At 60.8% G+C, this 18,871-nt stretch carries 21 protein-coding genes; 11 read left to right on the top strand and 10 right to left on the bottom strand.

What is annotated here, in order from left to right:
* Nucleotides 1-120: 120 nt before the first annotated feature.
* Nucleotides 121-1,395 (bottom strand): SAM-dependent methyltransferase, encoded by a 1,275-nt coding sequence (locus Q9K01_RS12195; RefSeq protein ID WP_305930506.1) that lies wholly within the window; start codon nucleotides 1,393-1,395, stop codon nucleotides 121-123.
* A 107-nt stretch (nucleotides 1,396-1,502) separates the two neighbouring features.
* Between Q9K01_RS12195 and Q9K01_RS12200 the strand changes: the two genes are divergently transcribed.
* From Q9K01_RS12200 to Q9K01_RS12210, 3 genes are all read left to right on the top strand, one after another.
* Nucleotides 1,503-2,396, top strand: coding sequence for a class I SAM-dependent methyltransferase (locus Q9K01_RS12200; protein WP_305930572.1), 894 nt, complete (start codon nucleotides 1,503-1,505; stop codon nucleotides 2,394-2,396).
* Nucleotides 2,387-3,718 (top strand): PQQ-dependent sugar dehydrogenase, encoded by a 1,332-nt coding sequence (locus tag Q9K01_RS12205; protein WP_422785316.1) that lies wholly within the window; start codon nucleotides 2,387-2,389, stop codon nucleotides 3,716-3,718. Before Q9K01_RS12200 ends, Q9K01_RS12205 begins: the two co-directional genes overlap by 10 nt.
* A 156-nt stretch (nucleotides 3,719-3,874) precedes the next feature.
* On the top strand, nucleotides 3,875-4,978 hold the full coding sequence (locus Q9K01_RS12210; RefSeq protein ID WP_087910614.1) for an alpha-hydroxy acid oxidase: 1,104 nt from the start codon (nucleotides 3,875-3,877) through the stop codon (nucleotides 4,976-4,978).
* A gap of 7 nt (nucleotides 4,979-4,985) precedes the next feature.
* On the opposite strand, the gene Q9K01_RS12215 is transcribed toward Q9K01_RS12210, so the two are convergent.
* Nucleotides 4,986-5,363, bottom strand: a complete 378-nt coding sequence (locus Q9K01_RS12215) for a sensory rhodopsin transducer (RefSeq protein WP_066850790.1) — start codon at nucleotides 5,361-5,363, stop codon at nucleotides 4,986-4,988.
* 106 nt (nucleotides 5,364-5,469) lie between these two features.
* Between Q9K01_RS12215 and Q9K01_RS12220 the strand changes: the two genes are divergently transcribed.
* The 7 genes from Q9K01_RS12220 to Q9K01_RS12250 all read left to right on the top strand — a co-directional run bounded on the left by Q9K01_RS12220 (nucleotide 5,470) and on the right by Q9K01_RS12250 (nucleotide 13,655).
* Nucleotides 5,470-7,254 (top strand): thiamine pyrophosphate-requiring protein, encoded by a 1,785-nt coding sequence (locus tag Q9K01_RS12220; RefSeq protein ID WP_305930508.1) that lies wholly within the window; start codon nucleotides 5,470-5,472, stop codon nucleotides 7,252-7,254.
* Nucleotides 7,254-8,078, top strand: a complete 825-nt coding sequence (locus tag Q9K01_RS12225) for a hypothetical protein (protein ID WP_066850788.1) — start codon at nucleotides 7,254-7,256, stop codon at nucleotides 8,076-8,078. The genes Q9K01_RS12220 and Q9K01_RS12225 overlap by 1 nt, the downstream gene beginning before the upstream one ends.
* Nucleotides 8,079-8,184: 106 nt before the next feature.
* Complete coding sequence (locus Q9K01_RS12230; RefSeq protein ID WP_305930509.1) at nucleotides 8,185-8,706, top strand: gluconate 2-dehydrogenase subunit 3 family protein; 522 nt, start codon at nucleotides 8,185-8,187, stop codon at nucleotides 8,704-8,706.
* On the top strand, nucleotides 8,696-10,333 hold the full coding sequence (locus Q9K01_RS12235) for a GMC family oxidoreductase (protein WP_305930510.1): 1,638 nt from the start codon (nucleotides 8,696-8,698) through the stop codon (nucleotides 10,331-10,333). Before Q9K01_RS12230 ends, Q9K01_RS12235 begins: the two co-directional genes overlap by 11 nt.
* Nucleotides 10,334-10,339: 6 nt before the next feature.
* On the top strand, nucleotides 10,340-11,341 hold the full coding sequence (locus Q9K01_RS12240; protein WP_066850785.1) for an SDR family oxidoreductase: 1,002 nt from the start codon (nucleotides 10,340-10,342) through the stop codon (nucleotides 11,339-11,341).
* The gene (locus Q9K01_RS12245; RefSeq protein WP_305930511.1) at nucleotides 11,338-13,158 is read left to right on the top strand and encodes a glycoside hydrolase family 15 protein; all 1,821 of its coding nucleotides are present in this window, start codon (nucleotides 11,338-11,340) and stop codon (nucleotides 13,156-13,158) included. The genes Q9K01_RS12240 and Q9K01_RS12245 overlap by 4 nt, the downstream gene beginning before the upstream one ends.
* On the top strand, nucleotides 13,155-13,655 hold the full coding sequence (locus Q9K01_RS12250) for a hypothetical protein (RefSeq protein ID WP_232469182.1): 501 nt from the start codon (nucleotides 13,155-13,157) through the stop codon (nucleotides 13,653-13,655). Before Q9K01_RS12245 ends, Q9K01_RS12250 begins: the two co-directional genes overlap by 4 nt.
* 32 nt (nucleotides 13,656-13,687) lie before the next feature.
* Here the strand turns inward: Q9K01_RS12250 and Q9K01_RS12255 are convergent, their stop codons facing one another.
* The 4 genes from Q9K01_RS12255 to Q9K01_RS12270 form a co-directional block, all read right to left on the bottom strand.
* On the bottom strand, nucleotides 13,688-14,179 hold the full coding sequence (locus Q9K01_RS12255; RefSeq protein WP_087910613.1) for a DUF2231 domain-containing protein: 492 nt from the start codon (nucleotides 14,177-14,179) through the stop codon (nucleotides 13,688-13,690).
* Nucleotides 14,180-14,313: 134 nt separating this feature from the next.
* Nucleotides 14,314-14,829, bottom strand: coding sequence for a c-type cytochrome (locus tag Q9K01_RS12260; RefSeq protein WP_305930512.1), 516 nt, complete (start codon nucleotides 14,827-14,829; stop codon nucleotides 14,314-14,316).
* The gene (locus Q9K01_RS12265; protein WP_066850781.1) at nucleotides 14,826-15,323 is read right to left on the bottom strand and encodes a DUF6692 family protein; all 498 of its coding nucleotides are present in this window, start codon (nucleotides 15,321-15,323) and stop codon (nucleotides 14,826-14,828) included. The genes Q9K01_RS12260 and Q9K01_RS12265 overlap by 4 nt, the downstream gene beginning before the upstream one ends.
* Nucleotides 15,320-15,802, bottom strand: a complete 483-nt coding sequence (locus tag Q9K01_RS12270; RefSeq protein ID WP_066850948.1) for a DUF305 domain-containing protein — start codon at nucleotides 15,800-15,802, stop codon at nucleotides 15,320-15,322. Before Q9K01_RS12270 ends, Q9K01_RS12265 begins: the two co-directional genes overlap by 4 nt.
* 308 nt (nucleotides 15,803-16,110) lie before the next feature.
* Here Q9K01_RS12270 and Q9K01_RS12275 point away from each other — a divergent pair, with 308 nt between their 5' ends.
* Entirely contained in the window at nucleotides 16,111-16,377 is a 267-nt protein-coding gene (locus Q9K01_RS12275) for a metal-sensitive transcriptional regulator (protein ID WP_066850780.1), read from the top strand.
* 92 nt (nucleotides 16,378-16,469) lie between these two features.
* On the opposite strand, the gene Q9K01_RS12280 is transcribed toward Q9K01_RS12275, so the two are convergent.
* From Q9K01_RS12280 to Q9K01_RS12295, 4 genes are all read right to left on the bottom strand, one after another.
* Nucleotides 16,470-16,808, bottom strand: coding sequence for a hypothetical protein (locus Q9K01_RS12280; protein ID WP_066850947.1), 339 nt, complete (start codon nucleotides 16,806-16,808; stop codon nucleotides 16,470-16,472).
* A gap of 78 nt (nucleotides 16,809-16,886) precedes the next feature.
* Entirely contained in the window at nucleotides 16,887-17,609 is a 723-nt protein-coding gene (locus Q9K01_RS12285; protein ID WP_066850779.1) for an NAD(P)-dependent oxidoreductase, read from the bottom strand.
* A gap of 207 nt (nucleotides 17,610-17,816) precedes the next feature.
* The gene (locus Q9K01_RS12290) at nucleotides 17,817-18,302 is read right to left on the bottom strand and encodes a DUF6692 family protein (protein WP_066850778.1); all 486 of its coding nucleotides are present in this window, start codon (nucleotides 18,300-18,302) and stop codon (nucleotides 17,817-17,819) included.
* Complete coding sequence (locus Q9K01_RS12295; RefSeq protein ID WP_305930573.1) at nucleotides 18,299-18,829, bottom strand: DUF305 domain-containing protein; 531 nt, start codon at nucleotides 18,827-18,829, stop codon at nucleotides 18,299-18,301. Before Q9K01_RS12295 ends, Q9K01_RS12290 begins: the two co-directional genes overlap by 4 nt.
* Nucleotides 18,830-18,871 lie beyond the last annotated feature (42 nt).

An 18,871-nucleotide genomic window follows, 5' to 3' on the forward strand; every position in this document is an offset into this window, starting at 1 on the left:
CGACCAGATTGGATGATGCAACTCCTTCGCGCGAAAGTAGAACTGCACCATGAGCAGTAGCATCTGGACATGATCTTCCGTGGCTGGCCCGTACGGTTGCTGTCAGGTCAGCAAAGGAACTTAAGAAACCCGTCCCGAAAGGTTGCCCCACCTGCCCCGCAACATCCCTTCCTCCTCGCCCATATATCCGCGCGTCAAGGGCAAAGCCCGCCGATCCCGGCAATACTGAATCTGGTAATTGCACATTCCGCCATTTTCGAAAGCCGCCGTGGCGCCGGCTAGGTAGAAGATCCACATGCGATAGAACCGCGCATCGAACATTACCTCGATCCTCTCGCGGTTGGCTTCGCAATTGGCATACCATGCGCGCAGCGTTCTGGCGTAATGCAGCCGCAGCACTTCGACGTCACTGGCAATGAGACGATATTTCTCGCTCGCCGCGACGGTTTCCGAAAGCGCCGGAATATAGCCGCCGGGGAAGATGTATTTGCGCGTGAAAGCGTCGGTTGTCCCCGGTGTGCCGATCCGACCGATCGTATGGAGCAGCATCACTCCGTCATCCGCGAGCATATTGGCGCAGCTGCGGAAGAATGTCTCGAATTGCGGGCGTCCGACATGCTCGAACATGCCTACAGAGACAATCCGATCGAAACGCTGCCCGCTGGCGGCAAGATCGCGGTAGTCGATCAGTTCGAACTTCACGCGGTCGGAGACGCCCGCTTCGTCGGCGCGTGTACGCGCAAGGCCGAGCTGCTCCTCGCTGAGCGTGATGCCCGTGACGCTCAGATCCATTGTTCGGGCGAGATAGATCGCCATTCCGCCCCAGCCACAGCCGATATCGAGAACCTCTTGACCCGGTGCGAGCGCGAGCTTCGCGGCGATATGGGCGAGCTTGGCCTCCTGAGCTTCGGCCAGTGTCTCGACGCCTTCGTCCCAATAGGCGCAGCTATACTGCATGTGCTGGTGATCGAGCATCAGTTGGTAGAACGCGTTTCCGATATCGTAATGATGCGCGACATTGCGCTGCGAGCCAATCCGCGAATTCACCGACTCCAAAGCGAAAGCGGCACGGTTACGCCATCGTCGCAGGCGGCTCGGCGGGCCGATCGAACCTCCACGGTCCCAAGGCGTGTTGGCTCGCAAAAGTTCGACCAGTTCCATGATCCCGCCACGCTCGACAAGCAGGCGCCCGTCCATGAACGCCTCCGCCGCGCCCAGTCGCGGGTCGAGGAGTATGTCCCGAGAGACCTTTCGGTCGACAAATCGGATGGCAACATCGGGGAAATGTTCGGAAGGCGTGCCAAAATTCTCGCACGAACCGTCGGCGAAATGCACCACCAGCGTTCCGCGCTCGACGATGCCGGAAAGATAGCGGGTGATCAGACGCTTGCTCATACAGTCACTCCACGCTGCGCGGCACTCTGCCACCAAATCTCTGATTTTCTATACTATCTACAGGGCAACTCGGAACAAGTCTCCGGCCACACGGATTGGAACCGGTGATGATCGTTCCCCGTTCCCAACCGCAATCGCGCGATGTTTCTGGTCACTATGACGAGCTCGATCGTGTTTATCGCGAGGTCTGGGGCGAACATGTCCATCATGGCTATTGGCGATCGGGCGACGAGCGGGCCAGCGAGGCAGTGGACGCACTAGTCGATTTGGTCGGCGAACGCATGGAACCCGAAGCCGGGCAGCATTTCTGCGATATTGGATGCGGCTATGGTGCAACGGCCGAGCGTCTTGCCACGTCCTATGACGTGGAGGTTACCGGCCTTACGATTTCGCAGGAGCAACATGCGCGCGCAGAGCAGCGGACTGGCAGTGTTCGATTTCTGCTCCGCGACTGGCTGCACAACGATCTGGCGGAACAGTCTTTCGACGGTGCCTATGCGATCGAGAGCACCGAGCATATGTCCGACAAGGAGAGATGCTTCGCCGAAGCTCATCGCGTCACCAAGCCCGGCGGCAAGTTGGTGATCTGCGCCTGGCTTGCATCGGAAAGCGCGCGCTCATGGGAGATCCGCCATTTGCTCGAGCCGATTTGCCGCGAAGGGCAACTTCCAGGAATGGGAACGCGCGAGGAGTATGTCGACTTCGCCGCACGCGCTGGGTTCGAGCTTCTCTCTTTCGAGGATATAAGCCGTCAGGTAAGGCGGACCTGGGACATTTGTCTGCTTAGGCTCATGAAACGGCTCGCCACCGACAGTTCCTATCGTAAACTTGTCACCAGCAGCGAGACGCGCAACCGCAGCTTTGCGCTAAGTTTACCCAGGTTGATGCTTGCCTATCGAACCGGTGCCATGCGCTATGGCCTCTTCACGTTTGCGCGACCGGCTACCGAACAGGGAGTGCGCGGCGAATCCGAACTACAAAAGGAGGCTCCATGCGCCTGACGGCTCTTTTAACCTGCCTTGCCTCCCTTGCTCTTGCCGGATGCGGCCATGTGGCGGATATACCGGTGGAAGCCGCAAGCGGGCCGGCGCCGCAGATCGTCGAACCGGCCGAGACTCTTTTGCCAACGTTCGATGTCGCCCCCGCCACCGGCTGGCCCGACGGCGCCGCGCCCGTGCCGGCACGGGGCTTGGCGGTCACGCCATTCGCCACCGGGCTAGATCATCCTCGCTGGCTCCATGTTCTGCCCAACGGCGATGTCCTCGTCGCAGAATCCGCAGCGCCGCCGCAGCCTGAACTCGGAAAGGGCATCAAGGGTTTTTTCATGAAGCTTTTCATGAAGAAGGCTGGTTCGGCGGTCCCGAGCGCTAACCGTATCACGCTTTTGCGCGATACGGACGATGACGGTGTCGCCGATATGCGGACGCCCTTCATCACCGGTCTCAATTCGCCCTTCGGTATGGCGCTGGTCGGGTCAGATCTCTATGTCGCCAATACCGATGCGGTCCTTCGTTTCCGCTATGAAACCGGCGCCACGACTATCGCCGGTGCGGGCGAGACAATCGCCACCCTTCCCGCCGGGCCATATAACCAGCACTGGACGCGCGGCCTCGCCGTCAGTCCCGACAACACGAAACTGTATGTGGCTATCGGTTCGGCGAGTAATATCGGCGAATGTGGACTGGAGCAGGAAGTCGGTCGCGCCGCGATCCGCGAGATCGATCTGCGCACCGGTGCCGAACGCCTCTTCGCCAGCGGTTTGCGCAATCCGGTGGGAATGGCCTTCGAACCGGAGAGCGACCGGCTCTGGACGGCGGTCAACGAACGTGACGAGCTTGGACCGGACGTTCCGCCCGACTACATGACAGCGGTCGAGGATGGCGGATTCTATGGCTGGCCTTATTCGTACTGGGGTGATCAGGTCGACGAGAGGGTCGAACCCCAACGTCCCGATCTCGTCGCGCGGGCCTTGATACCCGACTATGCGCTGGGACCGCACACCGCCTCGCTGGGGCTGGCGTTTACCGATCCTTCCAAGCCGGCACCGCTTGGCCTGCAAGGTGCTTTCATAGGTCAGCACGGCTCGTGGAACCGCAAACCCCCGAGCGGATACAAGGTCGTGTTTGTCCCTTTCGCTGAAGGGCGACCCAGCGGTCCGGTCTACGATATCCTCACCGGCTTTCTGAGCGCCGATGGCGAGGCTTACGGTCGGCCCGTCGGGGTTGCCCTAGATGGGCGAGGCGGGCTGCTGGTCGCCGACGATGTGGGCAACACGGTCTGGCGGGTTTCCGACGAGGAGATGCCAGGTCGTGCGGTCCAGTAGGTCAGATCCGACAGGGGACGGGACCTGAGCAGGCGGGGAGAAGCGAGTGGCACTGTCGCCCAAGTCGGATCATCTCCCCGGCGCATTCACTATGCCGGCAGGAAAATAGCGCGGGTCAGGTCGATCGCGGATCTCCGCGCCCGGGCCCACAAGCTCATGCCCCGGTTCGTCCTTGAATATCTCGAGGGCGGCGCGGGGCAAGAAGCCACACTGGACAGGGAACGCAAAGCCTTTGCAGAATGGCGAGCGATGCCCTTCACGCTGTCCGACGAAGCGTGCCGCGATGTTTCCGCAAAAATGCTGGGCCGCGACGCATCGCTCCCTCTTGCGATTGCGCCAACCGGCCTCAACGGCATTTTCATGCGCAATGCCGATGTCGCGCTGGCGCAAGGCGCTGCCGAAGCCGGCGTACCGTTCATCCAGAGCACGATGTCGAACGACAGGATGGAAGATGTCGCGGCGGTGCCGGGGCTGCGGCACTGGTGGCAGCTCTATGTCTTCGGTGGCGAGGAAATCTGGCAGGAGCTCGTCGACCGCGCCGACCGGGCAGGCTGCGAAGCCCTGGTGGTCACCAGCAACGCCCAGATCTTCGGTCAACGCGAATGGGACGAGCGGAACCGAACCGCTAGCGGTTTCCCCAACCTTCCCGGACTGATCGACGCTGCACGTCATCCTCGCTGGCTGGTGACGACGCTTTCGCGCGGTCTGCCGGAGTTTTCCAACGTCATCGACTTCGTCCCGAAGGACGAGCGCTCGTTCTTCGACAGCGCGAACTGGATCCGAGAGCAAATGCCGAAATCGCTTGGCTGGGACGACCTCGCCAGGATCCGCGAACGATGGTGCAAGCCTCTTTTCCTCAAAGGTGTTCTCAATCTCGAGGATGTGTCACGCGCGATTGAGCATGGTGTCGATGGCGTTATTCTTGGCGGTCATGGGGGTAGGCAGGCAGACTGGGCGGTTTCGGCGCTCGATATCCTGCCGCGCGCCCGAGAACTCTCCGGAGATCGTATCGCGCTTTACATCTCGGGTGGCATTCGCCGAGGCAGCGATATTCTCAAAGCACGCGCCTTGGGCGCGGACGCGGTTCTGACCGGTCGGGCCACACTTTATGGCCTTTACGCTTTCGGGGCTGCGGGAGTCAGCCGCGCGATCGAACTTCTCCGATCCGAGATGATGAACGAGCTTGGCCAGTATGGCGTGCCGAACCTCGATGCGTTGTCACCCGACCTGTTTGTCCGGGAAGACCGTCTGCCGCTCTAATCCGGAACTATTCTGCGGGAAAGGCCATCGTCGACAGGAGGGAGATCTCAGCAGCGCGACTGTCGAGCCGGGTATGCTGGACGATGATCGGAACATCGCTTTCGATGATGCTGGCATAGCTGGTGTCTCGTGGTACCGCCTCCGGTTCGGCCAGATCGTTGAACCGCATATGCAGTGTTCGCCGGGGCCCGACATCGATTTCATAAGGGCCGACCGGATCGCGATCAGTGAAGAACAGAGTGATCCGCACCTTGGCAGGCTGATCACCGGCATTGAGAATACATGCGGTCTCATGGCTTTCCAGTGCCCGATCGGCGTTCACCATGCTGCTTCCGGGAATATAGCCCTCGGCGATAACCCAACGTTTGCAACCGATCGCATCCATGGTGCACCTGCTCCTGTTTTCTTTTCAAGACCTCGGTCTTTCGGAACTCTCGCCGGGCACCTTTCGTTTCCCAAATACGACGGATGGGCCTGACTCAGGAGACATCATGGCACAGACAGTATCGCAATTTGTTTGGAAGCGCCTTCACGAATGGGGCGTGCGCCGGATCTTCGGCTATCCCGGAGACGGCATCAATGGTCTTGTCGGCGCCCTCGACGAGATGAAGGACAAATTCGAATTCGTTCAGGTGCGCCACGAGGAAATGGCCGCCTTCATGGCCTCGGCGCATGCGAAGTTCACCGGCGAGTTGGGCGTGTGCTTGGCGACCTCGGGCCCCGGCGCCTCGCATCTGCTGACCGGGCTCTACGATGCGCGGATGGACCACATGCCGGTGCTGGCCATCGTCGGCCAGCAGGCGCGCACCGCCGTGGGCGCGCATTACCAGCAGGAACTCGACATGACCTCGATGTTCAAGGACGTGGCGGGAGCATTCACCGGCTATGCCATGGTCCCGGCGCAGGTGCGCCATTTGGTGGACCGCGCAGTGCGGATCGCCAAGGGCAACAACCGCGTCACCGCGCTCGTATTTCCCAACGATCTGCAGGAAGAGGACATGGCGGAACCGCCCCGCAAGCACGGGGCGGTGTTCTCGGGTGTGGGATATAGCAGGCCGAAGATCGTCCCGGCGCAGGACGACCTCCAGCGTGCGGCGGAAGTTCTCAACTCAGGCAAGAAGGTGGCCATGCTCGTGGGCGCTGGCAGTAAGGGTGCGACGGATGAAGTCATCGCCATCGCCGACAAGCTGGGTGCAGGCGCGGCCAAGGCGCTGCTCGGCAAGGACGTGTTGCCCGACGATCTTCCGTGGGTGACCGGATCGATCGGCCTGCTTGGCACCAAGCCGAGCTACGATCTGATGATGGAGTGCGACACGCTGCTGACGCTCGGGTCCGGTTTCCCCTATTCGGAATTCCTGCCCAAGGAAGACCAGGCGCGCGGGGTGCAGGTAGATATCGAGCCCGGAATGCTCTCGATCCGCTTCCCGCACGATGTGAACCTGCAGGGCGATGTCGCGCTCACTATCGAGGCGCTACTGCCCCTGCTCGAGCAGAAAACCGACACTGGCTGGCGCGACGATATCGCTGGCTGGAAAAAGGACTGGGAAGAGACGCTGCACGACCGCGCGATGGTGGAAGCCAACCCGGTCAACCCGCAACGCGTGTTTACCGAGCTATCCCCGCGTGTGCCGGATCGCGCGATCCTGACAAGCGATTCCGGCTCCTGCGCCAACTGGTATGCCCGCGATGTCCAGATGCGACGCGGCATGATGGGCTCGCTTTCGGGCGGTCTCGCCTCTATGGGCGCGGGCGTGCCCTATGCGATCGCCTCCAAGTTCGCCTATCCCGACCGGCCGGTGATCGCGATGGTGGGCGACGGCGCGATGCAGATGAACAATATGGCCGAGCTCATTACGGTGGCCAAGTACCATCACAAATGGGCCAACAAGACCTTCGTCGTGTGCGTGCTCAACAACGAGGATTTGAACCAGGTCACTTGGGAGCAACGGGTGATGGAAGGCAATCCGAAGGCCGAAATGACGCAGCGCCTGCCCGATATGCCCTATCACAAGTTCGCCGAGATGATCGGCCTCAAGGGAATTTTCGTGGACGACCCAGGGCAGCTCGGTTCTGCATGGGAAGAGGCGCTTTCGGCAGGGAAGCCGTGCGTTCTCGAGGTGAAGACCGATCCGGAGGTCCCGCCGCTGCCGCCGCACATCAAGTTCGAGCAGGCCAAGGCGTTCATGACGAGCGCGTTGAAGGGCGATCCGAACGAAGCGGGCATGCTAAAAGGTGCAGCGAAGCAGGTGATGAGCAAGGTTTTCACGGAAGACTGATGCCCGCCGACGATAGACCTCACGCTGCGGGACTGATTGCCGGAGGCGCGGCCATTGTTGCCGGTTCGGTGCTGTCGGATTCCTCTGTGGAGCATTATCGCGGCTCCTTTGCCAACAAGGCGATGGTCCTGCCGCTCGGGGCTTCGGCGTTATCCCTCATCACTGACGGCGCGCTCGTTGTACGAGGCGGAGCGAACAGCGCGGTCAGACCGTGGTCCATCGGCGTTCATGCCGCCAGCGTGGGGATAGGTGCGGCCGGTCTGGGCTTCCATATCTACAACATTGCCAAGCAGCCGGGTGGTTTCAGCCTCGGGAATGTCTTCTACCAGGCACCGATCGGTGCACCTGCCGCGCTGGTTGTTGCGGGTGCGCTCGGCGCAGCCTCCCAGGCACTGGGTTCCGGCGCCGCGGCGCTGGGTCCAGTGCCGTTGTTATCGGGGCGTGCGCTTGCCGGCTTCACCGCTTTGGGCCTTGCCGGGACAGCCGGAGAGGCCGCACTGCTCCACTTCCGAGGCGCGTATCACAATCCCGCAATGTGGTTACCAGTGGCAATCCCGCCGGTCGCTGCCCTCGCGCTGGCGCGCGCTGCCCTGACCGGGCGCGTGACCTGGATCACCACTGCCTCGCTCGCCGCCACCGCGGCGCTGGGCCTGCTGGGATCGGCGTTTCACGCCTATGGCGTGTCGAAGAACATGGGAGGCTGGAAGAACTGGCGACAGAACGTGCTCGCCGGGCCGCCCATCCCCGCGCCACCGTCCTTCACGGGGCTTGCCATCGCCGGCCTTGGAGCACTGTTGCTGATCCGTAGATTCGCCCGTGACTGACCCTTTTCCGACCTATGACGTGCTTGCCAAGCGAGACACACCGAGCTGGAACGAGCAAACCCGCGAAGTCGTCGACAGGCGGCTTGCCCTTGCCGTCGCCGAAGGCGTGCTCAGCGATACCCAACTGGCAACACTGCGTGCGATCACAACCCGTGTTTGCCCCGACTCACCGGAACGACCCGCAACCACCACCCTGGCGATGGTGGTGCGAAAGATCGGCAAAGACGAAGGCGACGGGCACCGGCTGGACTGCCTGCCCCGCACCGCCGAATGCTGGCGCCGGGGGCTCGATGCGATCGAAGCGGAAGCAAGGCTGCGCTTCGATCGCGACTTTGCGGAACTTGAACCCGATAACGCAAACAAGGTTCTGGGGATGGTGGAACATGGCGAGGTCTGCGCCGAACTATGGGAGGACTTGCCGTCCGAGCTATTCTGGAAATGGCGTCTGCTGCCCGATCTGGCTTCCGCGCATTGGGCGCAGCCCTCGCTGTGGAGCGCGATGGGGTTTGGCGGACCGGCATCCCCGCGCGGCTATGTCCGGCTTGGCGAGAACAGGCGTGATCCGTGGGAAGCCGTCGAGGAATCACGGCGTCCCCTTCGCGGGTGGCCGCAACATCATGAACGATAACCCGCAAGAGCGGCCCCGCGCGCTGAATGGCAAGGCCCCCGATGTGTTCACGCGCGGCGGCTGGGTTCCCATGCGCGAATATGGCGAGGAAGAAGTAGACTTCGTCATCGTCGGCACCGGTGCAGGCGGCGGCACGCTTGCCTGCAAGCTGGCCGAAGCGGGCTTCTCGGTTATCGCCATGGACGCCGGAGCCTATTGGCGACCGCTGGAGGATTTTGCCTCGGACGAGCATCACCAGTCTAAGCTCTACTGGACCGACGAGCGGATTGTCGATGGTGCCGATCCAATTCATTTGGGCGCGAACAATTCGGGCAAGGCCGTCGGCGGATCGACCGTCCACTACATGATGGTCTCGCTGCGGTTCCGGCCCGAATGGTTCAAGAGTCGCAGCAAGCTGGGTTATGGGGTCGACTGGCCGCTCGATTGGCGTGAGATGTGGCGCTATTACCGCGAGGTCGAGCAAACTTTGAGCATCTCGGGTCCGGTCCGCTATCCTTGGGGACCGAAGCGCCCGCGCCATCCTTATCGCGCCCATCCCCTGAACGCCCCCGCCCGTTATCTCGCAAGGGGCGCGGAGAAGCTCGGTATCGCTTGGGCCGAAACGCCGATCGCGACGCTTTCAGCGCCACGCGGCAAGGCCCCTCCGTGCGTCTATCGCGGTTTCTGCGCCGCCGGTTGCTCGACCAATGCCAAGCAGTCGGTGCTCAACACCTGGCTGCCTCGGGCGCTCGCCGCCGGGGCCGAAATCCGCGATCTGGCGATGGTCGGGCGGATCGAAACTACGAATGGGCGAGTGACCGGCGTCCACTATCATCGCGGTAATGAATGGCGCTTTCAGAAGGCCAGGAACGTCGTGGTGGCGGGTTATGCGATCGAGACACCCCGCCTGCTCCTCAACTCCGCCACTTGCGAGTTTCCCGACGGTCTCGCAAACTCGTCGGGACTGGTCGGCAGGAACCTCATTGTCCATCTCAACCAGTCGGTTCACGGCTATTCGCAGGACGAGATCCGCTCCTACAAGGCACCGCCCAGTCTCGCCCTGACCGAACACTGGAACTACGAGGATGCTGGCAAGGACTATCACGGCGGTTGGTGTTACATGGCCCCGGGACCGTTGCCTGCTGATTGGGCAAGAACGGTTTCGGGTAAATCCCTGTGGGGGCACGAGCTCCTCGACGAAATGAACCGCTATAATCATTCGGTGGGCCTGAAGATGGTCGGCGAAGTGCTTCCCGACGAGCGCAATCGCGTCACGCTCGCCGACGAGACCGATCGATACGGCCTGCCCATTTCAAGGGTAACGTTCTCCTTCCGCGACAACGAGCACGCCATGATCGATCATGCGCTGGATTTCATGGATCGCGCGCTGGACGTCGTCGGAGTTACGCAGCGCTGGCGCAACGAGAGCGAGACAGCACATCTGATGGGCACCGCCCGCATGGGCAAGGATCGGGCGACAAGCGTGGTCGATGCCGACTGCCGCAGCTGGGATATTCCCAATCTGTGGATTTGCGACGCTTCGGTCTTTCCCACGTCCGGCGGAGTGAACCCTTCGCTGACGATCCAGGCGATCGCCTGCCGCACCGGTGATCGGATCGCGGAACTCGCAAGTAGGGGGGAGCTTTGATACGACATGGATAAAACGAACTCGAAACCAGTCGTGGTGGTTACCGGTGCTTCGGCAGGGGTCGGACGGGCGACCATACGGCGGTTCGCCCAAGACGGCGCGAAGATCGGTCTGATCGCCAGAGGACGCGATGGTCTTGAAGGCGCGATGCGAGAGGTCGAGCAGGCTGGCGGCGAAGGCCTCATCTGCCAGTGCGACGTCGCCGATGCCGGAGCCGTCGAAGACGCGGCAACAAGGATCGAGCAAGAATTGGGACCGGTCGACGTATGGATCAATGCAGCCTTCGCCGGCGTCCTCTCGCGCTTTGTCGACATGTCGCTCGAGGATTACGAGCGGGTCACGAAAGTGACCTATCTCGGACAGGTGCACGGGACCTACGCCGCGCTGAAGCGAATGGTGCCGCGCGACCGCGGCTCGATCGTGCTGGTCGGGAGCGCCCTCGCCTATCGCGGCATACCCCTGCAATCGGCCTATTGCGGGGCCAAGCATGCGATCCAAGGTTTCCACGATTCGGTCCGGTCCGAATTGCTCCATGACAAGTCCAGGGTGCGGATCAGCATGGTCCAACTGCCCGGCGTCAACACCCCGCAGTTCGACTGGATCAAGACGAACCTGCCGATGCAGCCCAAACCGGCGAGCGCCCCCTACCAACCCGAAGTCGCCGCAGAGGCGATACACTTTGCTGCAAGCGCAGGCCGCAAGGAGGTGAAGCTGGGCTGGCCGACATTGCAATCGGTTTGGGGAGACAGGTTCGCCTCGCCGGTACTGGATCGCTATCTGGCTAGTACCGCCGTTTCGGGCCAGCAGACCGACGAGCCTGTTTCGCCCGACCGGCGGCACAATCTGTATGAGCCGGTAGCGGGCGATCATGGTGCGCATGGCTCGTTCGACGCCAAGGCGAAGCGACGCAGCAGTCAATTGTGGCTGACGAAAAACCGCGCTCCCCTCGCGATCGGGGCGGGTCTGATCGGCATCGCGACGGCCGTTGCGCGCCTGTGGCGAAGGTGAGGGCTGATCAGGTTGACGAAGGCTTCAGGCCACTCGCCGATTACGCTGTCATCGGAGATATGCAGGCCTGTGCTCTGGTCTCCAAGGCAGGGAGCATCGACTGGCTCTGCCTGCCCAACATCGCGGATCCGGCGCTATTCGCCGGCGTGCTGGGGGCTTGGGGAGGAAGATTTGCAGTCGGGCTGAAGGGAAAGAGCACCACCGAACGCTGCTATATCGGTGGAGCGCCGATCCTGCGTACGCGCCTGATCCAGGATACGGGCATTGTTTCAGTAACCGATTTCCTTGCGCTACGCACAAACGGCCTCGGCGGAACTCTCGAGCCCGAGCGCGAACTCATTCGCATTGTCGAGGCGGAAAGTGGCAACCCCACCATCGAATTCGTTTACGAACCTCGCCCGTGTTTCGGCAAAGACCCGCATCTTGCAAAACGTGGCAAAACATCGTGGGCCTGCCAGCACGAGGCCGATCTGATCCTTTTTCGCACAGATGTTGCGGATTGCGACAGCGACAGCCGACAGGTCGCTGGATCCGAAAAGTTGCAGACCGGCGATCGCCGGTACTTTTCATTGTCCTTTTGTCGCCGCGACATCGGCGTCATCCCTGTGCTTGGCGAAGAATGCGAGACGAAGCGTCAGGCTGCCGAGCAGTGGTGGAGCGCGTGGTTATCGCGCAGCAATTATAGCGGCAATTTTCGCGAGCCTGTCCGGCGGAGCCTGATGGCCTTGCGGCTGTTGGCCAGCCGCGAAACGGGCGCGGTCGCGGCCGCCGCCACATCTTCGCTCCCTGAATGGATCGGCGGCAAGCGGAACTGGGATTACCGCTATTGCTGGATGCGCGATGCCTATTTCGTGCTTTCGGCTTTCGTCCGCTGCGGACTGCAGGACGAAGCCGAGGCCTATTTCAATTGGCTGATGCATGCGACGCAAAGGGACAAGCCCGAACTGCGACCTGTGTACGACATTTTCGGCCGAAGCGATCTTCCGGAAAAAGAGGTTTCCCATCTTGAGGGCTACCGCAATTCCGCCCCCGTCCGGATCGGCAATGGCGCCAGCCAACAGGTGCAGCTCGACAGTTACGGTTCTGTGATCCTGGGCGCCCGCGCACTGGTAGAACAGGGCGGGACTTTCGGTCGGTCCGAAGCGAAGAGACTGGCCGGTTTTGTGGAGACCGTGTGCGGGAACTGGCAGCAGCCTGACAATGGCATCTGGGAGATGCGGCGAGGCCGATTGCACCATCTTTACTCGAAAGCGATGTGCTGGGGTGCTCTCGATGGCGCGCTGTGGCTCGAAGAGCGCGACCTTCTGGAACTCGACCGCGACAAGGTGCGCTCAAACCTCGACACGATCCGTGCCGTCGTGTTGGAGCACGGCTGGAACGAGGACAGACAGGCCTATACCGGAGCCTTGGACTGCGAGCATCTCGACGCGAGCGTTCTGCTGTTGCCCAAGCTGGGGATCATCGAGGCGGATCATCCGCGAATGGTTGCGACCTACGAGCGGATCGATGCGGAGCTTGCCAAAGGATCTTTCGTCTGGCGTTACGATCCGTCCATAGACGATAACAGCTCCCCCGAAGGAGCGTTCATGGCCTGTAGTTTCTGGGCGGCCGAATATCTGGCGCTGGCGGGCAGGCGCGACGAAGCTGCGGGGAGGATGCGCAAGCTCCTCGGGGCAGGAAACGACCTGAGGATTTTCTCGGAAGAGTACGATCCAGAGGCACAGATCATGCTCGGCAACCTTCCGCAAGGTCTGTCGCATGCGGCGCTCGTCCACGCGGCCTTGGCCCTTGGCGAGAAAAACGGAGACGAAGTTTGAACGAAGCGCTGCAGGAGGTTTTGGCGAACTGGGTCACGCCGGCAGTGTGGGGCCTGGTGGCGACCGCAGTGATGACCAGCATTTTGGAAGGCGCGCAACTTTTCGGCTTTTCCCGCCTCAGCCTGCCGTTTCTCTTCGGCACATTCGTGGCCGCTGACCGGCGACGGGCTCTGATCTTCGGCTATCTGCTCTATTTGCTTGGTGGCTGGTTCTTCGCTTTCTTTTATGCCTTGTTGTTCGCTAGCCTACATATATCCGATTGGTGGCTCGGCCTCCTTTTGGGAACTGCCCATGGCCTGTTTCTGATAGCCGTTTTCCTTCCTGCGCTGCCTATAATCCATCCGCGTATGGCCACCGAATACGATGCTCCCAGCCGTCAGCACCGGCTCGAGCCGCCGGGAGCATTCGGACTGCACTACGGAAAGCTCACCCCCCTCACGACGGTACTTGCGCAAGCAACTTATGGGCTGATTCTGGCCTTGGCTTATTCCGCCTAAGCGTATTCCGATCAAGAGCGGGAAGAAGCCATTCACCGATCATGCTGCTTGCTACCGTTGGCCTTGCCGGTGAGTATACTGTAGAACTTGCGCGAAGGTCTTTTCGCTTCTTCTTCGGGCGCCGTTCCCTGTCCCGCTGCCGCCACGCCGCCGCCATGGGCATAAACGATCTCTCCGCCCATCCAGGCCTGAAGCGCTATGCCGGCGAGAAGTATCCAGGCGAAGACAAGATAGAAAAGCGTTGGTTCTGCCAGAGACCAACGCCATACTGCCGCGACAAGGAGAGCGGTCAACAGAACCAGCCCGGAGTTCAAGTGAAGGTGCACCAGCTCGTGTGTCTCATCCGCCAGATCGTCTCGCTTCATGTCCCAGTAGCCAGCGATACCGGCAATTACCGCACCTGCAGCAGCAATCGCCATCGACCATTGCCCGAGAACGAGCAGCGAGGGGAGGTGGGCGACGAGCGCGGCGGTGTCTGCCAGGACCGAGGTGGCTCCCAAGGCGATGGGATAGTGAACGAACACGGGGTGGACTGGTGGCACGGTACTATTCTTCCTTTGCCAGCTTCACTTGCGACGACACCATCCTTCAAATAGGTCGGTGCACCGAAGCAGTCGGGACCGCAACGGCGCGAGCGCTCCCGTTCCGAACACCGGCATCAGTGACCACCCCGATACGCGGCATATTCATCCTCGGTCATTTCCGGCATGCTTTTCACGAACGCTGCAATGTTCCAGATTGCCCGATCGTCGTGCGTGCCGCCGAAGGCAGGCATTCCCGATGCCTTTACGCCGTGTTTGACGAGCCAGAACACCTCTTCGTCCGACCACATCTCCGCGGCTGTCGCCAGAGCAGGTGGATGCGGCAGCATGCCTGCGCTCCATTCCGCCCGCCCCTCGCCGACACCGCCATGGCAATGCGCGCACATGGCCTTGTAGTCACCCGCGCCGGCCGCGACCATTGCCGGAGTGAATTCAGGTGCTTGAAGGTCTTCGGCGCGGCTTTGCACCGAATTGGTCATGGAAGTGTCGAGTGCCCACTCGGTAGTCGGCAAATGACGATCATCGGCCGCTACATTGTATGCACCGGTTAGGATGACGATCAGCGCAATCGCCACCAGCAGCAGCAGGGTTGCGACGATACCGAGGCTCAACCCCTTGGTGAAGCTTGTCACAACGTAACTCCTTCATCGCATTGTACATATCCTCGATAGCCCAGCTCGTCTTTCGCCCCTGGCGGGACGATGATGATTTCCTGAGCTTGAAGACCGGCATTTCCTTCTTCATCGACAAGCCGTGTCGCGATCAGGAGTTCGCCGCTCGAATAGCGATCGGGGCCTTCGGCGGTAAGGGGAATCAGCTTGCCGTTCAGCTTTACGAAGCCGCGAACACCCGGTTCGTAGACGAACGTCGGGAAACCCACTTCGGTTAGCCGATAAATACAGCGTCCGCGCTCGCCGCCGATGGTCTGGACCTCGGCTGTGGTCATCGTTTCCGGTTTGACGATCGCCGTGGCGATGTTCCGCAAAGCACTCGCCGCCGGCTCGATCGGCGCGGGAGTGGGCGCTGGATCGACCTGCGCTTCGCGATCGTTGCCGATGGCGGTGTTCTGGTTGCAGGCAGCAAGAGCGAATGCCAGTCCGGCAAAAGTGTAGAATGTCTTGTTCATCGCATTGCTCCTTGCGGAGTTTCGATGTCCTCGGGGAGCCTCTCGGTGGTCCTCACTCCGTTCTCTTCGATATCGGCGATAAGATATTTCATCTGCGCGATCTCGCGGCGCTGGGCGAGGATGATATCGTGCGCGAGCTTGCGCACGCGCGGATCGCGGATATGCGCCCGTTCGCTGGTCATGATTGCGATCGAATGGTGCGGAATCATCGCCTGCATGTACTCGCTTCCCGTGACCGTCGTCTGACTGCGGACCAGCCAGAGCGCGAGCGCGAAGACTATGGCTGCGACGCCAATGATGATGAAATTTTTCTTTCTGTCCTTGTACATCCCCCACATGAAAAGGATCATGACGACCATCATCATCGCGCCCATGACGAACATCATCCAGAAGCGCGTCTCGCTCCAGAAGAAGTGGTCGGCATCATAGGTGTTGGCATACATGAGGAAGAACATGAGCACCGTCGAGGTCGAGACCATCGCCATGAAGCGCCAGTAATTACCGCCGCTTTCCGCTCGTTTCGATCGTTGGTTCTCGGCCATTCGCCGCTCCTGTTCCCTGGGATTTGGCAGACGTTCTTCTTCCGCAGTACCGCACACTGGATGACGGCCTTTTTAAGCCACGTTCAACGACAGATTAGATCAACCCTTCGAGAGCTTAGCGGTTCCTTCCCGAGTAGCCTTGTAGGGAACTTTTCGCTCAGCCAATTTACGCGGCGGTTCGCATACATGCCCGCAATAACCGGGCAGTCTCCTGTGTGTCGCCTGAGATCGTGAGGAATCGAACGATGAAATTCGCAAAAGAGATCACACGCCTGCGACGGATCGAGGGTCAGGCACGAGGCGTGATATGCATGATGGAAGACGAGCGTTCCTGCGTGGACATTCTGCAACAAATTTCAGCCATCGAAGCTGCCTTGCGAGCAACGAGAACCAAAGTTCTCGCCATCCATGCGCAGGAGTCCATCGCAGCCATAATCGAAAGCGGCGACGAGGAAGCACAGCGAATGAAACTGGCGGAACTTTCCGATCTCTTTGGAAAGTTCAACCGCTAGAGACGGTGTCCCCCCTCCTGAAGGCTGTTTCGAGAAAGACCTGAACGGCAGCGTGGGAAAAATAAGCAACCAGTTGCCATCCGCATTCTGCGTCATGATCGAAAATGCTTGGCGCGCTCCACCATATGGTTCATTTGGGTCGCTGCGTGGATGGTCAGCGGATGCTGCTTCGCGTCGGGCCGCGGCGTTATAAAGTCCGCCATTTCAGCGATATGCTCCAGCTGCTCGTTGCTTGCCTTCGACAGAAGGCTGAGAACGATATTTTCCAAGGCAATGACCCGGATGCGCAGCTGGATGAGCTCCGCGTCCGACAGGGCGGGGATATCCCACTCGTCGCAAGTGGCTGCTAGCGCTTCCTGGGGACCGCAGGGCAGTGCCCCGCCCTCGCCTTCCCACCGCGACACTGCGATGTCTTTCTTGTCATGTGTCATGTTCTCAAACTCCAGACCGAATTGCCGATGCCGCAAGCGGCGCATTCCAAACGGCGACAAACATCGCCATCGCTCAACCTATCGCGACGAAGATGCGAAGAGGCTTTCCAGTTCCTCGCGAAGGGCAAGAAGCCCTTCAAGATCGTCAGCCTCCGGCTTGCCGATTGCAGGCTTTTCGTTGATCCACCTCCCACTCACTACTGAATCGAGAAGCAGGGCAGCGAGATCGGCATGGCGGCAGCGGAAGCAGTCCGCCGATAGCGTCCGCGCTTTCACTCGCGCTTCGCCGCTATAGGGCAAATTGATAAGCCAACCGGGTCTTGCGGCCGTCCACCTGAGACCTTGCTCGGCCTCGAGCATGCCCTCCATGACCCGCATGTGTTCGAGAATGTTTGCCAGAGCGGGGACAACAGTCAGCCGGAACCATGACGGCATTCCGGGCTGCTGGTCCACGAAAGCTGCGGAGATCACTGCGATCCGGTCGATGTCCGCCCGGCGCATCGCTTCGAGAATGCGGCGTGTTCCCTCGGTGTAGAGCGGTGGTGGGTCGATCGCGGTCGATGGCGTGAACGAAACGCCAAGGGTAGAAATAACCGCATCGCAACCACGGATGGCATCAGCAAGGTCGTCCTCGAGCACGTCGCATTGGATATAGTCGGCACCTTCGATCCGTTTCGCCGGGTCCGGCAAATGATGCTCGAGACCGCGCACGTGGTGGCCGCGCCGCTTCGCCTGTTCGAGGAGCAGCGTGCCGGTCTTTCCACCGGCGCCGAAGACGGCAAGGGTCAGATTATCTGTCAAAAAGAAACCTTCGCAATTGCAAATGATGCGCTTGAATGTGAAGCCCCGCGCATGGGGTTGGTCACGCGCGGGGCTCCGAGACGGCTCTAGAGCCTGCGACCCGCAGGCTCTCTTGGGGGAGGTGGAGCCGCCTGTCCATTGCAGCTTCGAAACCCGCGCATAGTCTGCCTAAGGCAAAAATTCAGGCAGCTCCCGCAGGTTTTTCTGCTACTGATCGCAGATAGAATACCCACGGTACCCCAGTTCATCTCCTGCCCCGGGCGGGACCACGATCAATTCCTGCGCTTGCAAGCCCGCATTGCCTTCATCGTCCAGCAGGCGCGTAGTGACGAGCAGATCGCCGCTGGTATAGCGATCCGTACCGGCGGCGCTGACCGGGATCAGTTTGCCGTTCAGCTTGATGAAGCCCTGGCTTCCCGGTTCGTAAACGAAGGTGGGGTAGCCAACCTCTGTCAAGCGGAAGACACAACGACCTTCCTTCCCGCCGATTGCCAAAACATCGGCATCGCTCATCGTCTCGGGCTTTACGAGCGCCGTCGATATGTTCTGCAGCGCGCTGGAAGCAGGCTCGATTGGCGAAGCTTCGGCCGGTGGATCAAGCTGCGCTTCGCGATCATTGCCGATGGCGGTGTTCTGATTGCACCCAGCCAGCGCGAGAGCCAGCCCTGTGGCGAGGATAAAGGTCGTTTTCATTGCGCAGCTCCTTCTTCGGGTGTCTCGGCAAGGGTTGGATCCGGTTGTGGAGATGCCGGAACCGGAGTTTCGATGCCCGCGGGCAGCCTCTCGGTATCTCTCACTCCGTTTTCCTCGATATCCTCGATGAGGTATTTCATTTGCGCGATCTCGCGGCGCTGGGCGAGGATGATGTCATGCGCGAGCTTGCGCACGCGCGGATCGCGGATATGCGCCCGTTCGCTGGTCATGATCGCGATCGAGTGGTGCGGGATCATCGCCGCCATATATTCCTCGTCGTCGATCGTGGTCTGGCTGCGCACGAGCCACAATGCCAGGGCGAAGACCACCGCTGCGACGCCGAGAATGATGAAGTTCTTGGTCCTGTTCTTGTACATCCCCCACATGAAAAGGAGCATGACGACCATCATCATCGCGCCCATCACGAACATCATCCAGAAGCGCGTTTCGCTCCAGAAGAAGTGATCGGCATCATAGGTGTTGGCATACATGAGGACAAACATGACAACGGTCGATGTCGAGACCATCGCCATGAAGCGCCAGTAATTACCGCCACCTCCCTCGCTGTG

It is taken from the genome of Qipengyuania benthica (assembly GCF_030717865.1).
Classification (GTDB): Bacteria; Pseudomonadota; Alphaproteobacteria; order Sphingomonadales; family Sphingomonadaceae; genus Qipengyuania; species Qipengyuania benthica.